This is a genomic window from Exiguobacterium sp. UBA6309 (assembly GCF_002439205.1).
In the GTDB taxonomy this organism is placed as follows: Bacteria; Bacillota; Bacilli; order Exiguobacteriales; family Exiguobacteriaceae; genus Exiguobacterium_A.
Genome location: NZ_DJTL01000027.1, coordinates 159,112 through 180,420 on the forward strand (window position 1 = coordinate 159,112; position 21,309 = coordinate 180,420).

Consider the following 21,309-nt stretch of genomic DNA (forward strand, 5'->3'; position numbering starts at 1 on the left):
AATCACGAGCGGCATCCAGTCGAGGATATACTGTGCGTTCATCGTATCCCCCCTTACCTAGCAAGCTATAAGCGTAGCATATGCCAATTGCTTAGGAGTTGCAAGTCACAGTCGGGGTAGAAGCGCGTAGGCAACTGAATAATAGATCAAAACACTTGTTGAAAGCATATACCCGATGAATAAAAGGGGGGTAAATTTAGGTTTCATGCGCCGTTCGATCAAACGTAGCGATCCGATGGTGACAACAAGAGCGATAACCGGACTGAATCCGAACGCGACGATGTCGAGTGATGTCATGACATCTTCTGGTAACACGAAATGAAAGACAAAAAGTGAGAATAAGTACCAAGATGTATAGGATAAACAAACGAAGAACAGGAAAGCACCTAATTTCCGCATCCCGTTTGATCGGCTTTTTTCCATCTGTTGCATGTCGTTCCTCCTACATAAGTATCAGATACCTATAATAGTAACTGGAACTATTCGCTTAAAATATTCAAATATGAATATCCGACAAAAAACGACATTTTTTTATTCAATAATTAAAAAAGCAAGATCCATGGTCAAATGAACCTTGCTTTACCTCTTAAAGAGCAGGTGTTTCGACTTGGTACATCGTCGCAAGACCCGCTACTTTATTCTTGAATGCCTCTCGGCGTTCGACAGGTGCGATGATTTCTGCTTGGTTGCCGAACTGGATCAGCCACATCATGAAGCCGTCAGAAAAGAGCGCATCGACCTTAACCTCGAACCAGAGGTCATCGAGACGACGACAACGGATATCGGTCCCGAACCGGTCAACGACGGTCGGCATCAGACTCTCCTGGAATTTAAGCGTCAATTGCTCGTTCTCTCCTCCATACATGTTGAACATATTACTTAAGTAACTTGGCTCGACATAGACCGGTTCTTCCATCGGTTCGAATGCTTTACAATCAACGATTCGATCGACCCGATACGTTCGAACCTCTTTGATCCGTTCGTCTCTTCCGATCAAATAGTAATTTCCGTTATCCATCAATAGATGTGCTGGTGAAACGAGATAATGCTCGCCATCCTTGCGTAACTCGAACTTTCGCGTCCGTTCGTTGAATTTCCCTTGGTACTGGAAGCTGATGACGAAACCTTCACTGATTGCTTTCTGAATCGTATCGATTGAGCGGGACGTCATCCCTTTTGGTTTTTTGACAGTATGTAGGACCGGCTGAAGTGACTCCGCCATCTTATCACTCGTCAGGGATTGAAGCGTCTTGACGAGAGCTGTTGTCTCACTTTCCGAGATGAACTTCGCACTAGCGATGGCATCGACGAGCAATCGGAGCTGATGATGTTCAAAAGGACGACTGACGAGATGATACGGAATGGCAAGTCCATTCTTCGTCTCTTCCGCCACGACGTCGAAGCCTGATTTAGCAAGTGCTGCAATATCATCCTTTAACGATTTTCGGGATAGCTTCTCGATTAAGCCTCGTTTTGAGAGTTCCATGCTTAATTCCTCAAGCGTCAACGTATGATCTTCATCCGACTGACGTTCGAAGATTTCTCGTACAGCAAGTAAGCGGTCACGGTTTGTTAATTTTTCGTTTGACACTACGCATCCTCATTTCCTAAGTCACAATGGTTTGGTTATACTTTACAGTATACATGAAAAAGAAAATTAGATTAACAATAAAATGGTAAATATTAAGAGATAGGAGAATTTGGATGCATTGTATCGCAGAATGGAACGGTCAGCGCTTTGATTACCGGGATAGCGGAAGCGGTCCCGTCATTCTTTTAATTCATGGGACGCAGTCGGATTATCGGGAAATCTACCATGTCGAGAAATTGATTGCTGCAGGGTATCGTGTCATCGTACCATCGCGTCCGGGGTATGGGCGAACACCACTTCAACTCGCAGATAATCCAGAGGCGCTCGCGACATTTTACGCCGGGTGGCTCGCATCCCGTCAAATCGAACACTATACCGTTTACGGCATCTCAGCCGGAGGACCGACGGCGATCGCCCTTGCCGGATTGGATACGGGCGTTCATGCCCTCGTCTTAGCATGTGCGATGACGCATCGGATTTCACTTCCTTATCATCGCCTACTCATCCAACCGGTCTTGCAGCGTCCCTTGCAGTTCATTCAATGGGGGATTTGGGCGTATGTGAAGGATAAAATTCGGAAGTTTCCTGAAGAAGCGGCCGTCCGGATGGTCGAGATGACGAGTCTCTTACCACGCGAAACAATCCGTACTCACATCAGTGAGACGGATGCTTCGTTGTTATATGAGGTCGGTCTTCAAAATGGTCCAGGACGGGGTGTGTTATTCGATATCACGCAAGACTTAGGACAAGAGCGACTCGAAGCCGTCACGTGTCCGGTTTTGATCGTCCATTCAAAGTCAGACCGTGCTGTTCCGTTCGAACACGCGGAATACGCTCGACGAAGTATTCCGCATGCACAGTTCATCGAATCGAAGAGCCCCGGTCATCTCATTTGGATTGGTCCATCCGCACGTCGGGATGAACGCATGATTGAACGCTTCATCGCTTTCAATCAGATGACTTGAAGCCGAAGCCGCATCTTCAACTTCTCGTCGTCCTCTTCGATCGCAACCAGTCCCCGGTTCTTCAGTTCACCGATCGCACGACGTGTTCGATCTTGATTGAGGCGGGCACAGCGGGCGATCTCGGCGATCCCCATTCGGCACGATAATTGATTGGCCTTGATTTTTGATGAAGGCTTCGCGACGGAACGTTGTAAAAGTCGCCAAAAGACGTGTCGGGCATCTTCTGACAAGGCGTAGGCGTTCTTCTCGATCACCGGTGGCATATAGCGGACATCTTCTCGAATTCGGCGAATCAGATAAAGACTGAGCCATTCTTCGAGTTCCGCTAGAATGCGTGAGAATTCGAACCACCAGAGCTGCTCGAGTACCTCTTCTTCTTTCGTCGCCAGTTGCCAATTAGCAGGAATCTCATCAAACTCTTCCTCGAGCCAATCTTCGTAATCGAGAGCCGTCTCATATAAGACTTGTGACGGAACCTGTTCGAGCGACGTCCGATGTTTATAGATATCAAAGCTCATCCGCCGAAAATGTTCGACGGATGCAGCCACTTGGCTCAAATGAATCAATTGTTTCGTAATCAGCCGCGCCAGTCCATCCATTTCGAGGTGGATGGCATATAAGTGTTTTTCTAGCGCAATGAGCGTACTTCTCTCCATTCGACTGTTCCTCCCCCATTTGTTTTTTCGTCTTCTTGTCTTTTTCCGCAAAACCCTTATTCAAAACCAATTGTGAGCATATCGGTGTATTGACAGTGAAGTTTGGAATAGAATAAAACAATCGAATTCAAAAGGAGATGCACGATATGTATACGATTTATGGTAGCTCACGTAAAGGAAACAGTGAATGGCTCGGTGAACAAGCGTTGAAAGGCATCCCTCATGTGGCTGTCGATTTGGCGAACGTCTCGATTCAGCCGATTGAAGACCGCCGTCATCATGGTGGCTTTTTGCCGATCGGTGATGATTATCGCCGAATCGTCGAAGCGATGCTTAAACACGATGACATCCTGTTCATCACACCGATTTACTGGTACTCGATGTCGACGAAGATGAAATTATTCATCGACCGATTCAGCGAGTCACTTCGCGACGAAGAGCTCGACTTCAAAAGCCGAATGGCAGGGAAACGATTCCACTTGATTGCCGTCGGTGGAGACGATCCGCGCATCAAAGGACAGGCACTCGTCACGCAGTTCAAGCATATCGCGTCGTTCCTCGGTGCGACGCTTGAGACAACGATTCTTGCCGAAGGGAATGCACCGGGTGAGGTCGAACACGATCAAGAAGCAATTGTGGCCATCGAGGCGTTTCGCGAAAAAATGTCAGGTGCACGTGTTTAAGCACGGATCTTGAAGGGAATTATCTGAAGCAGAGCGCACGACTGTCTAGCGTACGACTCAATTCAGGAGGTGGTCAGCCATGTTCGCATCTAAAAAACGATCGAATCGCAAGTGGAAACAACTGACTTCACGCCAGCATATCCTTCATCTTGAACATTTGTATCAATCACGCGAAGAGACGATTGTTCGTGATCGCCTCTCCTTGCAACACATCATGGAACGTGCAGTCCGGACCGGACAGACGGTCCACGTCCGATTGAAACCACTGGATACGGTATCCGGTTCAATCCAAGCGATTTTTCATGACCGTGGAACGATTGAACTCGTCACATCGACAGGTATGCGCCGAATGGTGCGAGCGTCGGACGTCATCGATATCAAGTGGAAGGCAACCTAACAGCATTCAACCCCTTCTCGATGAGAGAAGGGGTTTTGATTTATATGAGTCCTTTGCCACCGAGCGGTTGATCTTCCAGTACACGTTCAACATGTTCAAGTAACGGACGCGCTTGCGTAATCAAGTGCTGCGTCACCGGTAACGTTAAGGATGCTTGATGAGTAGCCGCATCCGTCCAAATTTCGCGAACATGCAAAACATCTGGCTTGTCAGAACGGCTGATGATGTAGTGCAGGCAGCCCGGATGCGTCGCAAGAGAAGCCGCAGCTTCAAGCAACAGGGCAATGACGTTGTCGCGTTGTCCGTTTTGAGTCGTAAATGTCGTCCATAATCCATACATCATGAGGTACCTGATAACGGTCGAACTTCCGCTCGCCAACCGTAAGATTCCCCTTCTGCGACTTGAGTCGTCGGATGAAGGAAAGCTAGTTCCATCGCATGATCCAAATCACGTGCTTCAAAGACGATCAAACTGCCGATTTGCTCCCCACTCGAGCAATCTGGTTCATCATTCGTCTGCACGACACCATCTCGCCAGTAAAATGCTTGTGTCGCTAGACCCGGGTGCCAGTCTGATAAAACGTTCACTTGTTTATTAAAGGTGTTCATCAACGCATCACAACGCGACATCAAGGCGTCAATCTCTTCCTTCGATAAAGCATCCATCTGGTCTGCATCGTAATAGCCAACATATAAGAATTGCATCATCTTTCCTCCTTTCCATTCCCTTCCAAGAGAAGGTTAAACAAAAGCCTCCTTGTCTCTATACTGAGAAACAGGAGGCTTACGTATCATTCATCTTTTAATTTGACATTTTGATCGGCTGGTAATGTTGTTGTCGTTTCCTCATCTTCGAGTTTCGGGACGCCAGCACCATAATCGGTTGCTTCATCCGCCACATACGATGCCGCAAACGCTGGATTCAGTAAATCAGACTTCGAACCGACGATGACAATCCGACCGTGTCGGACTTCATCTTCTAGGTCCTCGGCGACATCCTTCGTCATACCAAGCTCGGACAACTGAGCGATCCGGTCTTTCCGGTTACTCCGGACGGCTGATAATAAGGTCTCGAAGAACGACTTCTTCGTCACGCGATACGGTAACGTCTGCGTATCGTTCGCGATGCGTTCCGCGAGTTCTTCGTCTTTCGCAAAGATATAGATCTGTTTATTCGAATAACCACTTGATTTAAGGCTCGTCACTTCTGCGTCGACAGCGGTCATGTTTCGTACGATGCGCGTTTCAAGCATAAAAATCCCTCTCCTTCATGCAGCAAGCTGCTGATAAGAAGTTATACCCGAAACATAATAGTTAAAACCTGAAATTGAAAAATGGATTAAGCAGCCGTCTGGATTGAAGATGCACGCCGCTTTTGCCAAATCGTAAACATCGCAATCAAAATCATCAGGACGATTTGCGGGATGAGTGTCTCGATCGTCGGATAGAAGCCGATCCAGCCGGCGGTTCCGAGTCCATTGATCGGATGGATCGGTAAGACGTTCGTCAGCTGCAACGCGTGCAGACTCGTACCAAGAATCTTGAATGCCATCAGATAAATCAACCACGACGCGACTTGGAACAAACGATGGATCGGTAAACGAACACCGATTTGGATGACCGCATACGAGACGAGTCCGATGATGACGATTGCAAGACCAATCCCGGACAACAAGGCAGTCTTCGTCATCGCTGGTGCCATTCCGATGTAGAATAACAACGTCTCGGCACCTTCCCGAAAGATCGTCAAGAAACTGACGAAGAACAAGGACGTCGTTGAGAGCGTCGACAAAAAGTGTTTGCGTTTCGCGACGGCGCTTTTCGAGTGCAACCAGTAACCGACGAATAACATGACGACGACCGCGACGATTCCCGTGTAGCCCTCGATTTGTTCACGACCTGTTGCTGCGAATGAGGCTTGAAAGACGGTCTGCAGGATGAGGGCTAACAGACCACTTGCGATCAGACCAAGTCCGGCACCTGCCCAGACCTTACCTTCTTGTTTGGTTCGGCTTTTCCGTGCAAAGGCAACAAGTGCACTGACGATTAATAATGCTTCCAAACCTTCCCGGAGCATCACGAGCATCGCGTCGATGAACGTATAATGCGTCTTTGTTTGTAATTGTGCAATAGCATTCTCGAACGACTGGAGTTCTTGTGCCGTCTTTTGCCGCGTTTCCGGCGTCAGCCGAGCAAGTAGCAAGGGTACGTCTGATTCAAGCTGGGAATAGAGACCTTCATTTCGTGTCCGGACCTCGCCTTCGGCTCGCGGCCAGGTCTTCAGAAACGATTCGAGTGCCAGCTTCGCTTGCGGCAAATCACTTGCTGCAAGCGCGGTCTGTGCCTCTTCAAGCGGTGTCAGCAGTGACTGCAGTCCTGTTTTCTTCGCTTGGACTTGTTCTCCGTCAAGGAAGGACTGAACGGCCGTATCGAATTGATCAAGTGCCGTCTTCCACTCCTTCGTATCCGCAGGCTTTCGCGCCGCGGCGATCCGAATCGAGGCAAGCGCCATCTCGATGTTGCCATAGTGACCGACACTGTCATTTCGGACAAGACTCTCGTGCGTCGCCCATGCTGTCAACAATCGTTGCTCCGCTGCCGGACGGTCGCTCGCTTTGACCTGCCGCATCTCTTTCGTCAATGAAAGCAATTGTTTCACCTTTGCTTTCGCGACCGGATCTGTCTTCGGTTTAGTAGCTTCTTCTTGCTTCCGGACGGCAGCAGAGAGTGCTGTCAGTTGCTCGCGGACTTCCGGAAACGCTGCCGACCGTTTCGCATCGACCTGTTTGACAGCTTTCGTGATTGCCGCTTGTTGATCAGCTAAGTCTTGAGCAGCTTGTCCTAGTTCATCAATCGCTTGATTCAGTGCCGCGCGATCTTCACTTGCGACGGCAGACAAAGCTTGTCCGATTGCGACATAGAGATCATCCGTCGAAGTAGCTTGGACAGGCATCGCGTGTTGACCGGCTACAAGGAGTACAAGTAAAAGGACAAGATTACGCAAATAACGCATCACCGATGTAGCCTCCTTTCGAGATCCCACCGAAGCAGGCGAAGATGGCACTTCCACGGTGCGTGATGTATTCATTCAGTCGATCCTGTGCGGCAAGACGACGCTGAATCTCGATAAATTGTTTTGGCGAGCGCTGATACGATAAAAAGAGTAGTCCAGCGTCGAGGGCACCCGTTTTTTCATCGATGCCGTCCTGATACGAGTAGGAACGGCGTAAGATGGCTGTCTTCCCGTCTCCGTGCGCGACAGCCGTATGCGAGTCAACGGGTAAAGCAGCTTCGCCCCGTTTTTGCCGTTTCGATGGTGTAACGGAAGCGAATTCGTCTGTAGAGCCAAGTGGTGCCCCGGAAGCACGTTCGCGCCCGAAGGTCCGTTCTTGCTCTTTTAGGATCGTCCGGTCCCAGACTTCGAGATGCATCTGAATGCGACGGACAACGAGGAACGAGCCGTTCGTCAACCATGGCGTCCCGTCCTGCCACTGGCAAAAGAGTGCTTCTTTTCGGACCTGTTTATTCGAGACGTCAGGATTTCCCGTACCGTCCTTGAAGCCGAACAGATTGCGCGGTGTCCCGCCAGAGGCATCTGCTGCTTTACTGCGCTGGAAACCAGCTTGGGACCAACGCATCGCGACCGTTCCGCGCCCAACACGGACGAGGTTACGAATTGCATGGAAGACGACTTGCGCATCATCACCGCAAACTTGGACGACGAGGTCGCCTCCGCCCCATTTTTCATCTAAACGATCGAGATCGAACGTCGGCAACGGTTTAAGCGCCTCCGGTCGCTTATGACGGATGCCGAAGCGACCGTCAAACAGACTCGGACCGCACCCGAACGTAAACGTCAAGTGACCGGCCGATAATCCGTCGGCTTCCCCCGTATCTTCCGGTGGGACGTAACGGGAGTCGGACTCGCCATATGGTAACCCAGCCGCAAGTCGGGCACACAACCGTGTCCAGCGCTTTAATAAATCAACGAGTTCATCGCGTCGCTCCGTCTTGATATCAAAGGCGACAACTTGGACGTGATTTTGTGGTGGTGTCAGAATTCCCGCTTGATATGTCCCGTAGAACGGCTCTTGATCACTTGCTTCGACAGTTAATGTCCGCGGAAGAAACTTCTCAAGACCGCTGGCATATAGGGCGGCTCCGAGACTCGTCAAGCCTGCGACCTTCAGGACATCCCGTCGCGTGACGCCTTCTTGTATTGGTTTCATGCTTATCCCTCCAGTACGATGCCCATCTTCGAGAGCGGTTCCGCGAGTTCATTGATGGCGACACTCATCTGTTTGACGTCTTGTTTCGAGAGACTCGTATAGAGGACGAAGCCGTCACCCTGTTTCTTCGCATCGAGTAACGCGTGGACATCCTTGAAGCGAGCTGCAATCTCTTTTGATAACGCCGCATCTTGTTTTTTCAATGCCGGGTTCAATAGTTCGTAGATCTTTTCAGCCCCTTCGACGTTTGCTGCGAAGTCATATAAATCGGTATGCGAATAACGGTCTTCTTCCCCTGTCACTTTTGACGTCGAGACCTCGTTTAACAAATCGGTCGCCCCCGTGACGAGTAACTCCGGTGTCACTTCGACCGTCTCGACCTTCGCCCGCAGTAAGTGGACGTCTTTCATCAATTGTTTCGCGTACGCTTCATAGCCTTTTGTCGTTCCCTTTTCAAACAACCCTTGTTCGATCCGGTGGTAGCCCCCCCACTCCGACGCTTTGACATCGCCTGCTCGCGCATCGATTTTCGGATCGAGATCACCGAACACTTCCGCGATCGGTTCCGCGCGTTCGTAATACATCCGCGTCGGTGCGTACAACGCTTTTGCTTCTTCCAGTTTGCCTGCTTGAACGGCATCGGTGAATTTTTCTGTCTCACGAACGAACGTATCGATTTCATTGATCGCATACGTCCGGTAATCGGTGACGACCTGATCGAAATTCGCCTTTTTCGGTGCTGGTTTTTCCGCTTGTTTTGCTTCACTGCAACCTGCTAAGACGACCGCGAGTGCGCCTGTCATCAATAATGCTTGTTTCATCTATCGTTCCCCCTGTAAATGGTTAAGTCAGTTCCTTTATCAGTATAGACGACAATGATAATCGTTATCAATAAATTTTTTGCACAATAAAAAAAGCTTGAACTGGTCATTCTTGACCAATCCAAGCGCTTTGTCAGGCATTTTCTTTTCGTTTCTTGAAATAGGTCCGTGAAATGATGAACGTCACGATTCCAAAGCCAATGAAGACGAACGCTTTTTGGAACAAGGTGAGGAATGACAAGTCAAACAATAAAAGCTTGACGGCACTGATCGTCAGGAGCAACAACCCGGACAACCGCCACGTCGACGACGTCCGCATCCGACCGATCGCGACGAGCACGAGGGCAAGGACGATATAAGCCGCGGATAACGTCGTACTACGTGCCGTCTCTTCAAGACCACGATAAAACGGTAGTTCCATGATGATCAACGTATAGGTCGTAAAGACGCCGATCGCCGCTAGGACAAGTACGAGTTGCCACGACCCTTTCCAGCCCGGATCACGATGTGTCTGAACGAGGAGTAAGACAAACGCTGTCGAAGCTAGGACCATCGCTAGAACGGTCAAGGCGTAGGATAAACCTAGGTTTTGATAGGTTTCATAGTCAACGACAGCCGAGAAGATGAAGACGACATACAATCCGACGTTAAATAACCGTTGGTGTGGCATCCGCGCTCGTGGAACGAACCAGAATGCAGCAATCAAACCGGCAATCAAAAAGTAGCGCAGTTGATACGTCCAGCTGAGGGCATCTGCCGGAATCAAGAGGACGGCGACGAGTAAGGCGACGTGACCGACACCATTTTGAGCGGGATCCTTCAATCGTTCAGCGAGAAGGTAGGCAGTGCCAGCGAACAGAATCGCGATCAGCGTACCGAACGACCAGTCGAGGATCAGTAACGTCAGTAAGACGACACCCCCAGCGAGCCAACTTGGGACGTTCTTCTCAAACTGAATCCGTTTTCCGACGAAGGAAGTCGCACCGTAGCCGAAGAATGTCGCAAGTAAGAGAGACCATTCATCAAGTCGTGGTACCTGTTCATCAAGCCAGTAGAGCTCTAACGAGAGTAGACCGAACGCGAGTGCGATCGTAAAGATCACCCAAGCGAAGACGAACGCTTTTTTGGCCTTCAGTCGGTCAACCGCAAAGAAGATCGCTGCGAACAAGACGACTTCGTACAATAAGAAGAGCGGTAAGTTCGGGTCGTCCGATAATTGTAGATACGGTAATAAGAAGCCGGTGATGGATACGAGGACGAGCAAGGCTTGCGATCGCATCCAAAGCATCAGACCGTACGCGATGAAAACGACGACGAGCTCAAGTAAGAAAGCTAATGACGGTGGATAGAATTGATATAAGGCCATTCCGGCGAACAATGCCGCCAAAGCGACGATCGTACCGGTCGCGACGAGTCCGACCCCAAGTTCACGTCGCTTCTTCTCATACTGGTATTCTCCAAGGGCGATGACGAGTAAACCGATCAATACCCCACTTCCGATGCGGACAGGCGGACTGATCAGACCGGCAACCGAGGCGTAGGAGAAGAGGAACAAAGCTCCAAGTGCGGCGAATATCGCTCCAATTCGGGGTAACCAGACAGTTGCGATGACCTGTTCCCAGTCTTCGCGGGAGCGCTTTTCCTTGAATGTTGGTTGAGGAACAACCGGCTTTCGTTTCGTAAAGGCAGGACGCGGGGCTGGGCGGGCGACCGTACTTACTTCTGGTTCGCTCGGTTCAGGGGCGACAGGCGAAGTGTGCTGTCCTTCAAGGGCAGCCACGCGTTGGCGTAACGCCGCGACCTCCTGCTCGAGACGCGTGATCCGTGGATCTTCCATCTCTTCACTTCCTTTCATGGATACATTGTCATTCTTTTACACACCTAGCAGGTGAACTCCTTCATTTTACAGTAGTTTTCGTATCAATACGCCTGAAAATAAAAATCCGGTCGCGTGGAAGCGACCGGTTGAGCGTTTAACGAACAGATAACGCATATTGTCCTGTCTGATTGAAGACGGACGTGAACTGCGAGCGACTGACACTGTACTTGCCGCGGTATGGATCCGAAACGTAGAACGAACCGCTTGAGACACCCGTCACGAGCATGACGTGATAGTTCCGGTAACCTGTGAATGTTTTGCCGTCCGGTTTAATCCATGAGAAGTAGCCATATGGATTCTTGAAATCGACCGTTGCCCAGACGATGACCGGGTTTCCGCTACGGATCTCACTCTCAATCTTTGAAACACCTTGTTTTGAGATATCAACGGACCCGCTGCGGTATTTTTTCGCGAGAGGTAGAATTCCTTTCGGATAGATTCCCCAGTTCTTGTAGTAGTCGAGCGTTCCAGCGGGATTACCTGTGAACATCTTTTGTGGATCTGCCCAGTAATACTTCCCGTTTTTATACGTCGCATTTTTCATGCTTTTCGGCATTTGATTGTAGAGTGATGTAGCAGAGACGGCTTTTTTCTTGTACTCGAGTGCCATCTTCAACGAGACGAACTCACAACCGGACGGATATCCGAGTGAATATTGGTTGTAGTACGGGACGTTTAACTGCTTCGTCGACGTTGATGGCTTTGACTTTGATACGTACTGCGTCGAGATATAACGGTAACTCCCCTTATAGAGAATCCGTGTCCAGCTCCCTGACGTGCCATATGTCGCAACCGCAACGCCTTTGTTTAATTGATCCACGACCTTATACTTCGTACCAGCGCCCGTCCGGACGTTGAGCGTACCGACCGTCGTATACTTCGTTCCTGTCGACGTGTATTTCGACGTGGACGATTTGACGTAGTTCTTGTGTATGTAGCCGGTACGGGATTTGTAGCTGATTTTATACCAGCTGCCGGATGTTCCCTTTGAAGTGTAGACGTTCCCTTTGTAGATGTTCCCGAGAATCTTACTCGATGTCGACGGTTTTTCGCGGACACGCAAGACCTCCGTCGTCACGGTCAACTTCGTCGCGGCCTCAGCGATCAACGAAGGGCTGAGTACCCCAACGATAACAGCCGCTACGAGCAATGCGGATAAGAATCGTTTCATGATAGACCCCCTATGTTTAGATTTGATGAGACATTCCCCTTTTCCCAACTTTTTGAAAAAATAATCAACATTTCTTTAGAAAAATCTGAAAAATAAGGGATGTACTCGTTCGTTATATCAAAAAAAACCGACCATGCCTATAGGCACAGTCGAGTTGTCATCAACCTGCAATCAAATTAAAATTTAATTTTGGATCGTCAAGATATAAGGAGACGGTTGCGCAAAAGCCTGTTCAAGCAGGTGGGCAACGAACAAGGTGTCCTCTTCTTTCACTGGAAGCGGTGCATCTTCGACGATACTGCGGTAAAAGGCACGATACATTTTACCGTAATCACCGACGGGACTCGGAATCCGGACGTCTTGTAAGTGACCATGTTCATCATGATAAATCAAACGACCGTAATCGTCTTCCGAATCCTCTCCAAAGCCCTCTTCTCCCGGGAAGTAGTTCGCTTTCAGATCAAGCTCTTGCCGATCGACGTGTTGTTTGATGAACGTACCGTTCGTTCCGTGTAACATCCACCTCGGTGCCGGAGCAAGCGCGACGTGACTCGTCCGAACGCTGACTTTTAGCTCCGGATAATAGAGATCAATCGCAAACGCATCATCGGGATTGTGCGGCAGTCGAACACTACGCACATCAAAGGCGACCTTGTCCGGTTTTCCGAATAAGGCGATGATTTGGTCAAGCGTATGAACACCGAGTCCGTAGAGTGCGCCGTTCTCATGGCGCGCATCAGCTGACGCTGCTTCGGGACGAAACAAATCAAACTGCGAGACGACTTCGACAAGTCGTCCGAGTTTTCCGGAACGGATGATTTGGGCGACGACTTGGAAGTCGCTGTCGTAACGGCGGTTTTGATAAGCGAGAATTTTGACGCCTTGCGCATGTGCTTCCGCAAATAAACGCTTCGTCTCCTCTTCCGTCACGGTAAACGGCTTTTCGACGAGAACATGCTTTTGATGTTGCAAGGCGAGCAACGCGTATTCGAAATGGGTAGCCGGTGGTGTATTGATGACGACGACATCAAGTGCCGGGTCAGCGAGCATCTCAGACACATCCGTCGTAAAACGTGCATCTGGCAGTCGATTTTGATAGGACGCGAACAGCTCCGGTTTTTCCTTCCGATTGTAAATCCAGGTGACGTGATAGTTGTCCTCGATCATCACGTACGGTAAATGGTAACGGGTCGTACTTTTGCCAAAGCCGATGAAGCCGATATTCAATCGCATCCGATCACTCCTTGAACCGTTCTTTTTCTCTTACCATACCAAACGAAACGACCGTTGTCTTGATTGAACCGCTTCAGGCCGTCGCTTCGATGCGTTCATACTCGTAAATCGCGAACCCGTCCCGTGTTCCTTGATAGACGAAGCCGAATGACGTGTAATACGCATTGAGAAACTCGTTTGAAGCGACACAGTCGAGTCGTAGGATTTCCCCTTCGTCCTCTGTCACAGCAATCGCATGTTCCAGCAGTTTCCGACCGACTCCACGTCCTTTTGCGCGGTCGCTGACGACGATTCGATGGATATACAGACCTTCTACATCATCCCACAAGGATTGATCCCATTCGAGCGAAGGAAGCAGGGCAACGGAACCAAGCAGCTCGTTCTGATCCTCAAAGACATACAGGCGACCGGCTTCTAAATCTCGCACGACGAGTTGCTCGATGTCTTGCTCAAGATAAGCTGACCACTGGCTACTGCCACCAGCTTTAAGGGAGAGCGCTTTTTGCTCAAGTAGGGTTGCGATGTTTCGAACGTCTTTTGATGTAGCTTGTCGTATCATGTTATTCCTCCTGTTACAAAAAAATTCTTCTCTATCCTAACGAATGCAAAGCGAGAAGAAAACCTTTTTGCTTCAAGATTTCATGTTTGCCCATTATTTTGTGATTTTTTTCATATTCCACAATTTTATTTCGATGTAACGTATTCTTTAGGAGTGATCTGACCCCCAGTCGTCACAACGGTAAACGACCTGCTTCCCACGAGCCGGTCGTTTTTTTGGCGTTCAGGATAATTCGACCCAGCGGCGCGACAAATTCCGTGCTTGTGCCCGGTACTCGTCATCTTCAACGATCGGATTGCTGAGTCGAGGAGCGGAATCAGCATAATAGCCGCCGTTGTCAAGTGGATCGTCGGTTGTTGCAAGATAGAGCGCCGTCTTCGCACCGTATTCCGGTGTATAAAGTTTTCCGGTCCAGTATCCGACTTGCGCGACTGGTTTGAGTAACGTCTTCATCACTTTGCCGTACTTGCCGCGATAGAACAAATCCGTATTGACGATCCCGGGGTGGACGCTGACGAACGTGATCCGGTCGCCGTGCTTTTCAGCTAGCTCACGCATATGAATCATTTGCAGGAGCTTCGATTCGCGGTAAGAACGCATCGGGCTGTAGTGTTCTTTTTTGACGTGCGCGATCGCCTCAAGTTCGACGTCGGTCCGGATCAAGCCGCCTTCACCGGCGAGAGAGGAAATCGAGATGACGCGCGGATCTTGTCCTTTTTCGAGTAAAGGTAACAATCGCTCGATCAAGTAGAAGTGACTCAAGTAATTGACTTGGAATTGCGATTCAAAGCCGTCCTTCGTGACATGATACGGCGGTACCATGACTCCAGCATTTAGGATCAAACGGTCGATTCGACCCACCATGTCGAACAGGCGATCCGCAAAACGACGGACGGAGTCAAGTTGATCCAGTTGCACAATCTCGATTTCCAGTTGTGTATGCGATACACCGTTTTCCCGCAACAGTTGAACGAGTGCCGTCGCTTTTTTCTGAGACCGGACGGTCGCGATGACACGATCTCCCCGCTCCAGTAATTCTTGAATCGTGACCATTCCCATACCAGAATTGGCACCCGTGACGATACAGATGTTCATCCCTCTTCCTCCTTGATGTTCCATTTTGAACGCACTAGTCCTGCTTCTAGTTTTCCTTTTTCTATTCGTTTATACACCTTATTTCGGTATTATTTTTCGGAATTTTCAAAAAATAACGTATACTAAGAAGAGAGCATGTCATCAAGAAAGAGGTGGTGGGATGGAAGAAGGTACGATTTTGTTCGTCGCAGGCACACTATTACTGATTGCAATCATCACGACGAAGTTTGCTGTCCGGTTAAATGTACCGACGTTGATCCTATTCGTCGTTGTCGGTATCGTCGCCGGGTCCGACGTTTCAGGAATCATCAACTTCGGTGATTTTGAACAAGCCCGTCTCTATGGGACAATGGCGCTCGTCTTGATTCTATTTGACGGTGGCTTGCATACAAAATGGACGCATTTCCGAAAGATTCTCCCTGCTGCCCTGTCGCTCGCGACCATCGGAGTCCTCGCAACGACAGGAATCATCGCTTTCGTCGCACATTATCTGCTTGATTTTTCTTGGCCGGTCGCGTTATTGATCGGCGCACTCGTCGGCTCAACCGATGCGGCGGCTGTCTTTTCTCTGTTAAGTGGACGACCGGTCGATGCTAATGTCAAACATACGCTTGAAGCGGAGTCTGGAACGAACGACCCGATGGCTGTCTTTCTCACGATCTTATTCACATCGTTTGCATTGGCACCGGAATCGTTCTCGATTGGTGCGGGTATTCTTTCCTTCATCTACGAGATGGGACTTGGGACACTAGTTGGTCTTGCGATCGGGTATCTCGTCACGCAACTGCTGAACCGGATCGAGTTGCCATCGTCCGCCCTTTATCCGACGCTTCTGTTCAGTGGGGCGCTCTTCTCGTATGGTCTCGCGACGATTTTGCACGCCAGTGGGTTTCTCGCCGTCTATCTGACCGGAATCTGGATCAACAATCATGATATGATCTACCGCGAGACGCTCAAACGATTTAGTGGTAGCTTGTCGCATCTAGCAGAGATCGGCATGTTCATCATGCTCGGACTGCTCGTCTTTCCAAAACAATTACTCGATCCTCGGACCTTGTTCGTCTCGGCCGTCATCGTCCTGACGTTGATCCTGCTCGCTCGTCCACTTGCCGTCGTCTTATCGCTACTTCCGTTTCAGTACACGGTCAAAGAACAGAGTGTCATCACGGCAGCTGGTCTACGTGGAGCCGTTCCGATCATTCTCGCGACCTATCCGCTTTCGAGTGGTCTTTCTGATGCGCCGCTTCTTTTCAATATCGTCTTCTTCACCGTCATGACGTCTGCTCTTTTGCAAGGAACGGCCTTGCCGTGGATCGTCCGGCGAATGGGGCTAGAGACACAGCCCGACACGACGGTCGAACCGTTCCTGAAATTCATGACCGTAACCCATCCGCAAGCGGAGATCATCGAGGTCAGGGTCTCGACAAACAGTGTGATTGCCGGAAGAACGTTACAGGATATCGAGATGCCCCAGGATGTGCTCGTCGTTGCGATCATTCGTGAAGATGAAATCCTGACGCCGCGTGGTCAGACACGTGTCCTCGTAGACGATCAACTGTTGATTTTAACACCTAAACAAGCGGATCAGGACGTGCGACGGCTGATCGCGTCACTCGGAATATAGATCATTTGACACATCCTCCAGTAGGGTGTGTTTTTTGATATAGATTGATATACTCAAAAAGGAAAATAAAGGAGGAACCTTGATGTTGAATCGATTACTTGCCGTTATTGTGACAACCGTCCTCGTTAGTACCGTTCTGACGTACATATCCTTTACGCCGCTCGCAAAAAGGCAATCGGATACGATGTATGAATCATTCGGTTCAACATTTTTGTTTTACGTCTTAGCGACCTTGCCGATCATCTTGCTGTCCGGCTTCTTACTCGACTTCCTTATCGGCATGATCATCAACCGGTCATCGACGACATTAGCGTATGTGCCGACAGTCCTCGGTTACGGAGTGTACGGTATCGTGATCGCGAGTCTCCTGATTCTCTTGACGACGAAGGACGCATTTGACCTGCCGCTTTCTTTTACGATCGCTGCTCTGACAGCAATGATCTATTACAGTCTGTCCGTCGTCTTTAATCGATTGTCACAGCACGCGCACTAAAAAAACGAACAGACACGTCTGCTTACTCGCGGACGTGCCTGTTCGTGTTATTCTGCTTCCGTTCGTTCAATCGTGATGACACCCGGTGGACGATGTGGGAAGGTCAACGTCAGACCGGCAAAGCGACAAATATCATCTTCGTTCGGTGCCCGGTGCACCCACTCGATCGTCTCTTGCCTTGCTAGCGCGTGGCGGATCCGGTTATCGGCTTGTGTACGCGAGATGCCGCGGCAATCAACGTTCGTGATATACGTTGCTTCGTCCGACTCGATCTGTTGCCAAATCCCGAGGATCAGTTGACCAATCGGACTGACGGATTGACCATCCGGTTCTTCACTGCTGACGGCAGCATCGAGCATTTCGATGACAGCGTCACACGTCTCACCGGAAGCAAGCAATCGCGTCGATCCTTGTTGTAGAATCCGGTAACGCGTCACGCCGTTCTCGAGCCACAAGCGCTGTGCGAATGGATTGACCGGAACACCGTGGAAAAATGTCTGCGTCCCGCGCCAAGCAAAACCAAATGATGGGTCGTACGCCCGAATCGTCGCCATGGCACGATCATGGAACTTAGCGATCGTCTGTCGTTCCGTTTCCAGTAAGTTTCGGATCGCCTCTTCATCCTCTAACGGTACCGACTTTGGTGTCACAGTAAATAATTCCGATTCCGGTAAGCGGTGTGGGGACAAAATCGTTCCGTCGAAACGATAATCGTTCGCCGGACGTCCAGTACGCCCGACGGATAAGCGCCACGTCCGTTCTTCCGGCATGAAGGCATAACTTTGATGGGCAAAAGGTGGTGCGACGAACAGTCCCGGAAACGGATCGAATGTGTCGACTCGCAGGACGTCACCGTCATACCAGCACTCTTCGATCAGACGGACGAGCCGTCCGACGGGTGCATTACGGTCCGTCAGGTAACGACCGGTATTAGCATGGAAACCGAGCAGAAATTCCCGCTCTTCTTCTTGGAACGTCACCATCAAGAGTTGGAACAACGAGGCAATCTGCTGCTCGACGAGTTGCGGATCCTCCCCCGTCTCTGCCTCAAACGCGACCATCTTCCAGCCGGACCGCTCATACAGATGGATTGTCACCGGGAAGAACAGGAAGGCACCATGTGTCGCTTCGAGTTTGACCATGTCTTGCATCGCTAGGCGTTCCGTCAGTAAGGAAAAGCCCATTCGTTCGAAATGATCTTGCAGCCGTCGTTTCCAATGTGTGAATTCCACGCAACCATCCCCTCTCGCAAATTACGCGCCGCGTTTTCGTAACGGATTCTTCGACCAGTAGATATAAAGACCGACCAGCCCTGCAATGCCTATGATATAAGACGGCAATCCACTGACCTGAATCAAGACGTCCGGTGCCGGGAAGATCGTCACGAGCAGTGCCTTATAGGTTGAGAATAAAATGAAACTGATGACGAATTGAATCCAGACCCGCGGTTTGACTTGTTTGATCTTAGGTGCCGTGATGACTTGTGACATCGCATCGATCAAGAAAAGAGCGATGATTGAGAAGAATAAGTAATCGATCAGGGCGAATTGGAACAATCCGTCGATCCCTTCGATGAAGATGAACATCAGAATTGAGGAGACATAGTTTCGTGTCCAGCGTTTTTGCGTCTCCATCCGATGTCGTTGTGGTAACTCAGCGATCATCTGATCGAGGCGTGCTTCGACGGATAGACCGTGAATCTCTTCGAATGGACGCTGCTTCCGCTGGGCTTCGTAGATATCTGCCCGCAGACGGTCTTCAATTTCCGTCCGGTCCGGTTCTGCGACATTCAGATTCAAGCGTGGTAAAACGGTTTCTAATAAACGTGTGTTGGCTTTCGTTAATTTCAATCGATTTCCCCCTTTTTCATGTTTAAGTATACTGGGTTTTTGGGAAAAATACGTAGTGGAAGTAAAAGATTGCTTGACGAAACGATGAAGAATGTTCAGAATTATTAAAATATAGTGTCGGAATCAGACAGAAAGGACGTGTCGAACCATGCGTCAAACATTGACGAGCGCCGCTTTGATCACCTTGTTGACCAGTGCGGGCATCGCCTTCCCGTTGGCTGAAGCGAAGCCACCCGTTGACCAAGAACCGGTCAAACTCGATCAGCAACAGGAACAAACGCCTGAAACAGAATAACAATAACCCGCGCTCAAGCAGGAGCGCGGGTTATTTCATGTATCACTTGGTTGGGTGACGCGTTCGTCAATCGTGACGGTCCACGTGACGACCGTCGTGCTGTCACGAACGCCCTGTACTTCGATCGTCGAGAGGAGTTCAGCAATACCACCTGATCGTAAAGTGTCCTCCATCTGCTTCGGTTCAGCATACGGTGTTCCCGGGCACTCGAGCAAACCATCCGTCGTCACGAACAATCGGTTGTCCCCTTTCCGCAACTCGCGGACGCCTCGTGTGTAACTCGGGACCGGTAACGCAAAGGCGTTCGCGCGTCCAATCCATTCATAGAACTGCCGCTCATTCAAAGCAGCTTGTCCCATCTTCATCAAATCCGGGTGAAACAGATACAAGACGACGTCACCAACGGAGAACCACCAGATGAAACGTCCTTTGCGGACGGCGATCAAACAAGCGGTTTCTCCTTGCAACATCGCACACGCCACTAAAAAGTCCGGGTCTTGAAATAGATCCAGCACGGTCGTCTCGATCCGTCGGAATGCTTCCGTAAGTGGTGCATCAAGATCAGTCCGAATACGCGACTCGTGTTGTGCCAACTGCTCTAAGACAAGTGCTGCACTATCCGCTGTCTTATGAGCGTCTAAGACGACGGTCATCTCCCAATCGTCGCCGATCAAGATGGCAGCCCCGTCTTCGTTTTTATATTGACCGCTTCTTGAGCAGCCTCCGAATCGACCGAGCGTCACCCGACCAATCTGGTCAATCTGCTTCGTGTCAACGAATGGTTCGTCGGATCCTACCCAGTAGTAGGATGATTGTGTCGTCTGCATGCATCCGTCTTCCCTTCTTTACATCTCCCGCAAGTAAGGTTGCAGGAACAAACGCAATCGTTTTTCATAGTTGTCCGGATCAATCGTATATGTCTCGTCATGTCCGGCATCACGAACCGGATACAATTGTTTTAATCCGGTTTTTGCTTGATACAGCTCGTACATCATCCGAACCGGGACGAGGTCGTCCTTCAGTCCATGGATGAACAGCGTCGGAACCCGGATTTTCGTCGCTTGGCGCGTCACCGAGACGTCGCCGAAGAAGAAGTCCTGTTCCCCTTTGTTCCACATGCTTGCGACCGTCAACGACGGCAGCGCTGGGTAATGGATCTGATCGTCCGCAAGGAAACTGAACCAGTCGTCGAGTCGGGCGTAAGCTCCTTCGGCAACGATCGCTCGGACTTGCATCGGTATGGTCTCACCAGCAGCAAGTAAAACGGTCGCAGCGCCGACACCGAGTCCGTGATAGACAATTCTATCGTCTCCGTTTTCAGCCACTAAGCGCTTTGTCCATTCCAAGACATCCAGTCGATCGAGCCAGCCGTAGTTCCGAACGCCGCCACTGCGATCCTGCCCACGCCGTTCGATGAGTAAGACGTTAAAGTCAGCCTCATGATAATAACGAGCTAATGCGTAAGCACCGGTCTGTGAAAACATCATCTCATCCGGGACGAGGAGGACTGTCTGTTTGCTACCGTCAACCGGTAGATAACGACCGAAGCGGACGAGCCCGTCCTTCGACCATTGCTGTGTCTCGCTCGTTTGTTTGAACCATGTCTCGTCTTTCGTCACCTGTCCGTCCGTTCTCGTCGTCTTCAGAATCGGAGAAACGTCCGACTGACCGATCAATGTTTCTTGCATCCGGTATCCATCATAGACGATGAACAGTAGCAGACACGTGACGAGCAACACGATGCCGATTCCCCATTTGCGCATGTGCT

The 21,309-nt window shown here is 50.0% G+C and carries 24 protein-coding genes; 6 read left to right on the forward strand and 18 right to left on the reverse strand.

Annotated features, from left to right (window positions below):
- Positions 1-105: 105 nt before the first annotated feature.
- On the reverse strand, positions 106-432 hold the full coding sequence (locus B3M90_RS09830; protein ID WP_290750408.1) for a hypothetical protein: 327 nt from the start codon (positions 430-432) through the stop codon (positions 106-108).
- Between the two features lie 154 nt (positions 433-586).
- Positions 587-1,591 carry a helix-turn-helix transcriptional regulator gene (locus B3M90_RS09835; RefSeq protein ID WP_290783857.1) on the reverse strand — a complete coding sequence of 335 codons (1,005 nt, stop codon included), beginning with the start codon at positions 1,589-1,591 and terminating at the stop codon, positions 587-589.
- A gap of 113 nt (positions 1,592-1,704) precedes the next feature.
- Between B3M90_RS09835 and B3M90_RS09840 the strand changes: the two genes are divergently transcribed.
- Positions 1,705-2,556, forward strand: a complete 852-nt coding sequence (locus tag B3M90_RS09840) for an alpha/beta fold hydrolase (protein WP_290758452.1) — start codon at positions 1,705-1,707, stop codon at positions 2,554-2,556.
- Here the strand turns inward: B3M90_RS09840 and B3M90_RS09845 are convergent.
- A complete protein-coding gene (locus B3M90_RS09845; protein WP_214853785.1) occupies positions 2,544-3,212 on the reverse strand; it encodes a hypothetical protein in 669 nt (222 codons plus the stop codon). The two genes, B3M90_RS09840 and B3M90_RS09845, sit on opposite strands and share 13 nt — an antisense overlap.
- A 146-nt stretch (positions 3,213-3,358) precedes the next feature.
- On the opposite strand from B3M90_RS09845, the gene B3M90_RS09850 reads away from it, so the two are divergent.
- Positions 3,359-3,895, forward strand: a complete 537-nt coding sequence (locus B3M90_RS09850; protein WP_214853782.1) for a flavodoxin family protein — start codon at positions 3,359-3,361, stop codon at positions 3,893-3,895.
- Between the two features lie 79 nt (positions 3,896-3,974).
- Positions 3,975-4,292, forward strand: a complete 318-nt coding sequence (locus tag B3M90_RS09855) for a hypothetical protein (protein ID WP_214853779.1) — start codon at positions 3,975-3,977, stop codon at positions 4,290-4,292.
- A gap of 40 nt (positions 4,293-4,332) precedes the next feature.
- On the opposite strand, the gene B3M90_RS09860 is transcribed toward B3M90_RS09855, so the two are convergent.
- From B3M90_RS09860 to B3M90_RS09910, 11 genes are all read right to left on the reverse strand, one after another.
- Positions 4,333-4,632: a putative quinol monooxygenase gene (locus tag B3M90_RS09860; RefSeq protein ID WP_290783859.1), complete on the reverse strand. Its 300-nt coding sequence runs from the start codon at positions 4,630-4,632 to the stop codon at positions 4,333-4,335.
- Entirely contained in the window at positions 4,632-4,997 is a 366-nt protein-coding gene (locus B3M90_RS09865; protein ID WP_290783861.1) for a YciI family protein, read from the reverse strand. Before B3M90_RS09865 ends, B3M90_RS09860 begins: the two co-directional genes overlap by 1 nt.
- Positions 4,998-5,083: 86 nt before the next feature.
- Positions 5,084-5,545, reverse strand: coding sequence for a general stress protein (locus B3M90_RS09870; protein ID WP_035407992.1), 462 nt, complete (start codon positions 5,543-5,545; stop codon positions 5,084-5,086).
- Positions 5,546-5,631: 86 nt separating this feature from the next.
- Positions 5,632-7,305 (reverse strand): FTR1 family iron permease, encoded by a 1,674-nt coding sequence (locus B3M90_RS09875; RefSeq protein ID WP_290783926.1) that lies wholly within the window; start codon positions 7,303-7,305, stop codon positions 5,632-5,634.
- Positions 7,289-8,521 carry an iron uptake transporter deferrochelatase/peroxidase subunit gene (gene efeB, locus B3M90_RS09880; RefSeq protein ID WP_396212976.1) on the reverse strand — a complete coding sequence of 411 codons (1,233 nt, stop codon included), beginning with the start codon at positions 8,519-8,521 and terminating at the stop codon, positions 7,289-7,291. Before efeB ends, B3M90_RS09875 begins: the two co-directional genes overlap by 17 nt.
- A gap of 2 nt (positions 8,522-8,523) precedes the next feature.
- Positions 8,524-9,342: an iron uptake system protein EfeO gene (gene efeO, locus B3M90_RS09885; protein ID WP_290783863.1), complete on the reverse strand. Its 819-nt coding sequence runs from the start codon at positions 9,340-9,342 to the stop codon at positions 8,524-8,526.
- 133 nt (positions 9,343-9,475) lie between these two features.
- Positions 9,476-11,197, reverse strand: a complete 1,722-nt coding sequence (locus B3M90_RS09890) for a DUF2339 domain-containing protein (protein WP_290783865.1) — start codon at positions 11,195-11,197, stop codon at positions 9,476-9,478.
- Positions 11,198-11,315: 118 nt separating this feature from the next.
- On the reverse strand, positions 11,316-12,392 hold the full coding sequence (locus B3M90_RS09895) for a C39 family peptidase (protein WP_290783867.1): 1,077 nt from the start codon (positions 12,390-12,392) through the stop codon (positions 11,316-11,318).
- A gap of 183 nt (positions 12,393-12,575) precedes the next feature.
- Positions 12,576-13,625: an oxidoreductase gene (locus B3M90_RS09900; protein ID WP_290758436.1), complete on the reverse strand. Its 1,050-nt coding sequence runs from the start codon at positions 13,623-13,625 to the stop codon at positions 12,576-12,578.
- A 73-nt stretch (positions 13,626-13,698) separates the two neighbouring features.
- Positions 13,699-14,184 (reverse strand): GNAT family N-acetyltransferase, encoded by a 486-nt coding sequence (locus B3M90_RS09905; protein ID WP_214853766.1) that lies wholly within the window; start codon positions 14,182-14,184, stop codon positions 13,699-13,701.
- 222 nt (positions 14,185-14,406) lie between these two features.
- Positions 14,407-15,279, reverse strand: coding sequence for an SDR family NAD(P)-dependent oxidoreductase (locus B3M90_RS09910; RefSeq protein ID WP_035408008.1), 873 nt, complete (start codon positions 15,277-15,279; stop codon positions 14,407-14,409).
- A gap of 160 nt (positions 15,280-15,439) precedes the next feature.
- Between B3M90_RS09910 and B3M90_RS09915 the strand changes: the two genes are divergently transcribed.
- Positions 15,440-16,903, forward strand: a complete 1,464-nt coding sequence (locus tag B3M90_RS09915) for a potassium/proton antiporter (RefSeq protein WP_290783869.1) — start codon at positions 15,440-15,442, stop codon at positions 16,901-16,903.
- Positions 16,904-16,985: 82 nt separating this feature from the next.
- The gene (locus tag B3M90_RS09920) at positions 16,986-17,396 is read left to right on the forward strand and encodes a hypothetical protein (protein WP_290783871.1); all 411 of its coding nucleotides are present in this window, start codon (positions 16,986-16,988) and stop codon (positions 17,394-17,396) included.
- A gap of 47 nt (positions 17,397-17,443) precedes the next feature.
- Here the strand turns inward: B3M90_RS09920 and B3M90_RS09925 are convergent, their stop codons facing one another.
- Together B3M90_RS09925 and B3M90_RS09930 are read right to left on the reverse strand one after the other, a co-directional pair.
- Positions 17,444-18,628 carry a hypothetical protein gene (locus B3M90_RS09925; protein WP_035408013.1) on the reverse strand — a complete coding sequence of 395 codons (1,185 nt, stop codon included), beginning with the start codon at positions 18,626-18,628 and terminating at the stop codon, positions 17,444-17,446.
- 21 nt (positions 18,629-18,649) lie between these two features.
- On the reverse strand, positions 18,650-19,246 hold the full coding sequence (locus tag B3M90_RS09930) for a DUF1129 family protein (protein WP_290783873.1): 597 nt from the start codon (positions 19,244-19,246) through the stop codon (positions 18,650-18,652).
- Between the two features lie 148 nt (positions 19,247-19,394).
- Between B3M90_RS09930 and B3M90_RS09935 the strand changes: the two genes are divergently transcribed.
- Positions 19,395-19,541 (forward strand): hypothetical protein, encoded by a 147-nt coding sequence (locus tag B3M90_RS09935; protein ID WP_290783875.1) that lies wholly within the window; start codon positions 19,395-19,397, stop codon positions 19,539-19,541.
- A 35-nt stretch (positions 19,542-19,576) separates the two neighbouring features.
- On the opposite strand, the gene B3M90_RS09940 is transcribed toward B3M90_RS09935, so the two are convergent.
- Entirely contained in the window at positions 19,577-20,368 is a 792-nt protein-coding gene (locus B3M90_RS09940; protein WP_290783877.1) for a protein phosphatase 2C domain-containing protein, read from the reverse strand.
- Positions 20,369-20,386: 18 nt separating this feature from the next.
- Positions 20,387-21,304 carry an alpha/beta hydrolase gene (locus B3M90_RS09945; protein ID WP_290783879.1) on the reverse strand — a complete coding sequence of 306 codons (918 nt, stop codon included), beginning with the start codon at positions 21,302-21,304 and terminating at the stop codon, positions 20,387-20,389.
- Between the last annotated feature and the right edge of the window lie 5 nt (positions 21,305-21,309).

Coding starts and splice junctions, on each gene's coding strand:
- B3M90_RS09855 (WP_214853779.1), top strand. CDS start 3,975: ATGTTCGCATCTAAAAAACGATCGAATCGCAAGTGGAAACAACTGACT.
- B3M90_RS09910 (WP_035408008.1), bottom strand. CDS start 15,279: ATGAACATCTGTATCGTCACGGGTGCCAATTCTGGTATGGGAATGGTC.
- B3M90_RS09900 (WP_290758436.1), bottom strand. CDS start 13,625: ATGCGATTGAATATCGGCTTCATCGGCTTTGGCAAAAGTACGACCCGT.
- efeO (WP_290783863.1), bottom strand. CDS start 9,342: ATGAAACAAGCATTATTGATGACAGGCGCACTCGCGGTCGTCTTAGCA.
- B3M90_RS09915 (WP_290783869.1), top strand. CDS start 15,440: ATGGAAGAAGGTACGATTTTGTTCGTCGCAGGCACACTATTACTGATT.
- B3M90_RS09940 (WP_290783877.1), bottom strand. CDS start 20,368: ATGCAGACGACACAATCATCCTACTACTGGGTAGGATCCGACGAACCA.
- B3M90_RS09905 (WP_214853766.1), bottom strand. CDS start 14,184: ATGATACGACAAGCTACATCAAAAGACGTTCGAAACATCGCAACCCTA.
- B3M90_RS09895 (WP_290783867.1), bottom strand. CDS start 12,392: ATGAAACGATTCTTATCCGCATTGCTCGTAGCGGCTGTTATCGTTGGG.
- B3M90_RS09840 (WP_290758452.1), top strand. CDS start 1,705: ATGCATTGTATCGCAGAATGGAACGGTCAGCGCTTTGATTACCGGGAT.
- B3M90_RS09890 (WP_290783865.1), bottom strand. CDS start 11,197: ATGAAAGGAAGTGAAGAGATGGAAGATCCACGGATCACGCGTCTCGAG.
- B3M90_RS09845 (WP_214853785.1), bottom strand. CDS start 3,212: ATGGAGAGAAGTACGCTCATTGCGCTAGAAAAACACTTATATGCCATC.
- B3M90_RS09860 (WP_290783859.1), bottom strand. CDS start 4,632: ATGTATGGATTATGGACGACATTTACGACTCAAAACGGACAACGCGAC.
- B3M90_RS09875 (WP_290783926.1), bottom strand. CDS start 7,305: ATGCGTTATTTGCGTAATCTTGTCCTTTTACTTGTACTCCTTGTAGCC.
- B3M90_RS09935 (WP_290783875.1), top strand. CDS start 19,395: ATGCGTCAAACATTGACGAGCGCCGCTTTGATCACCTTGTTGACCAGT.
- B3M90_RS09870 (WP_035407992.1), bottom strand. CDS start 5,545: ATGCTTGAAACGCGCATCGTACGAAACATGACCGCTGTCGACGCAGAA.
- B3M90_RS09850 (WP_214853782.1), top strand. CDS start 3,359: ATGTATACGATTTATGGTAGCTCACGTAAAGGAAACAGTGAATGGCTC.
- B3M90_RS09945 (WP_290783879.1), bottom strand. CDS start 21,304: ATGCGCAAATGGGGAATCGGCATCGTGTTGCTCGTCACGTGTCTGCTA.
- B3M90_RS09830 (WP_290750408.1), bottom strand. CDS start 432: ATGCAACAGATGGAAAAAAGCCGATCAAACGGGATGCGGAAATTAGGT.
- B3M90_RS09920 (WP_290783871.1), top strand. CDS start 16,986: ATGTTGAATCGATTACTTGCCGTTATTGTGACAACCGTCCTCGTTAGT.
- B3M90_RS09865 (WP_290783861.1), bottom strand. CDS start 4,997: ATGCAATTCTTATATGTTGGCTATTACGATGCAGACCAGATGGATGCT.
- efeB (WP_396212976.1), bottom strand. CDS start 8,521: ATGAAACCAATACAAGAAGGCGTCACGCGACGGGATGTCCTGAAGGTC.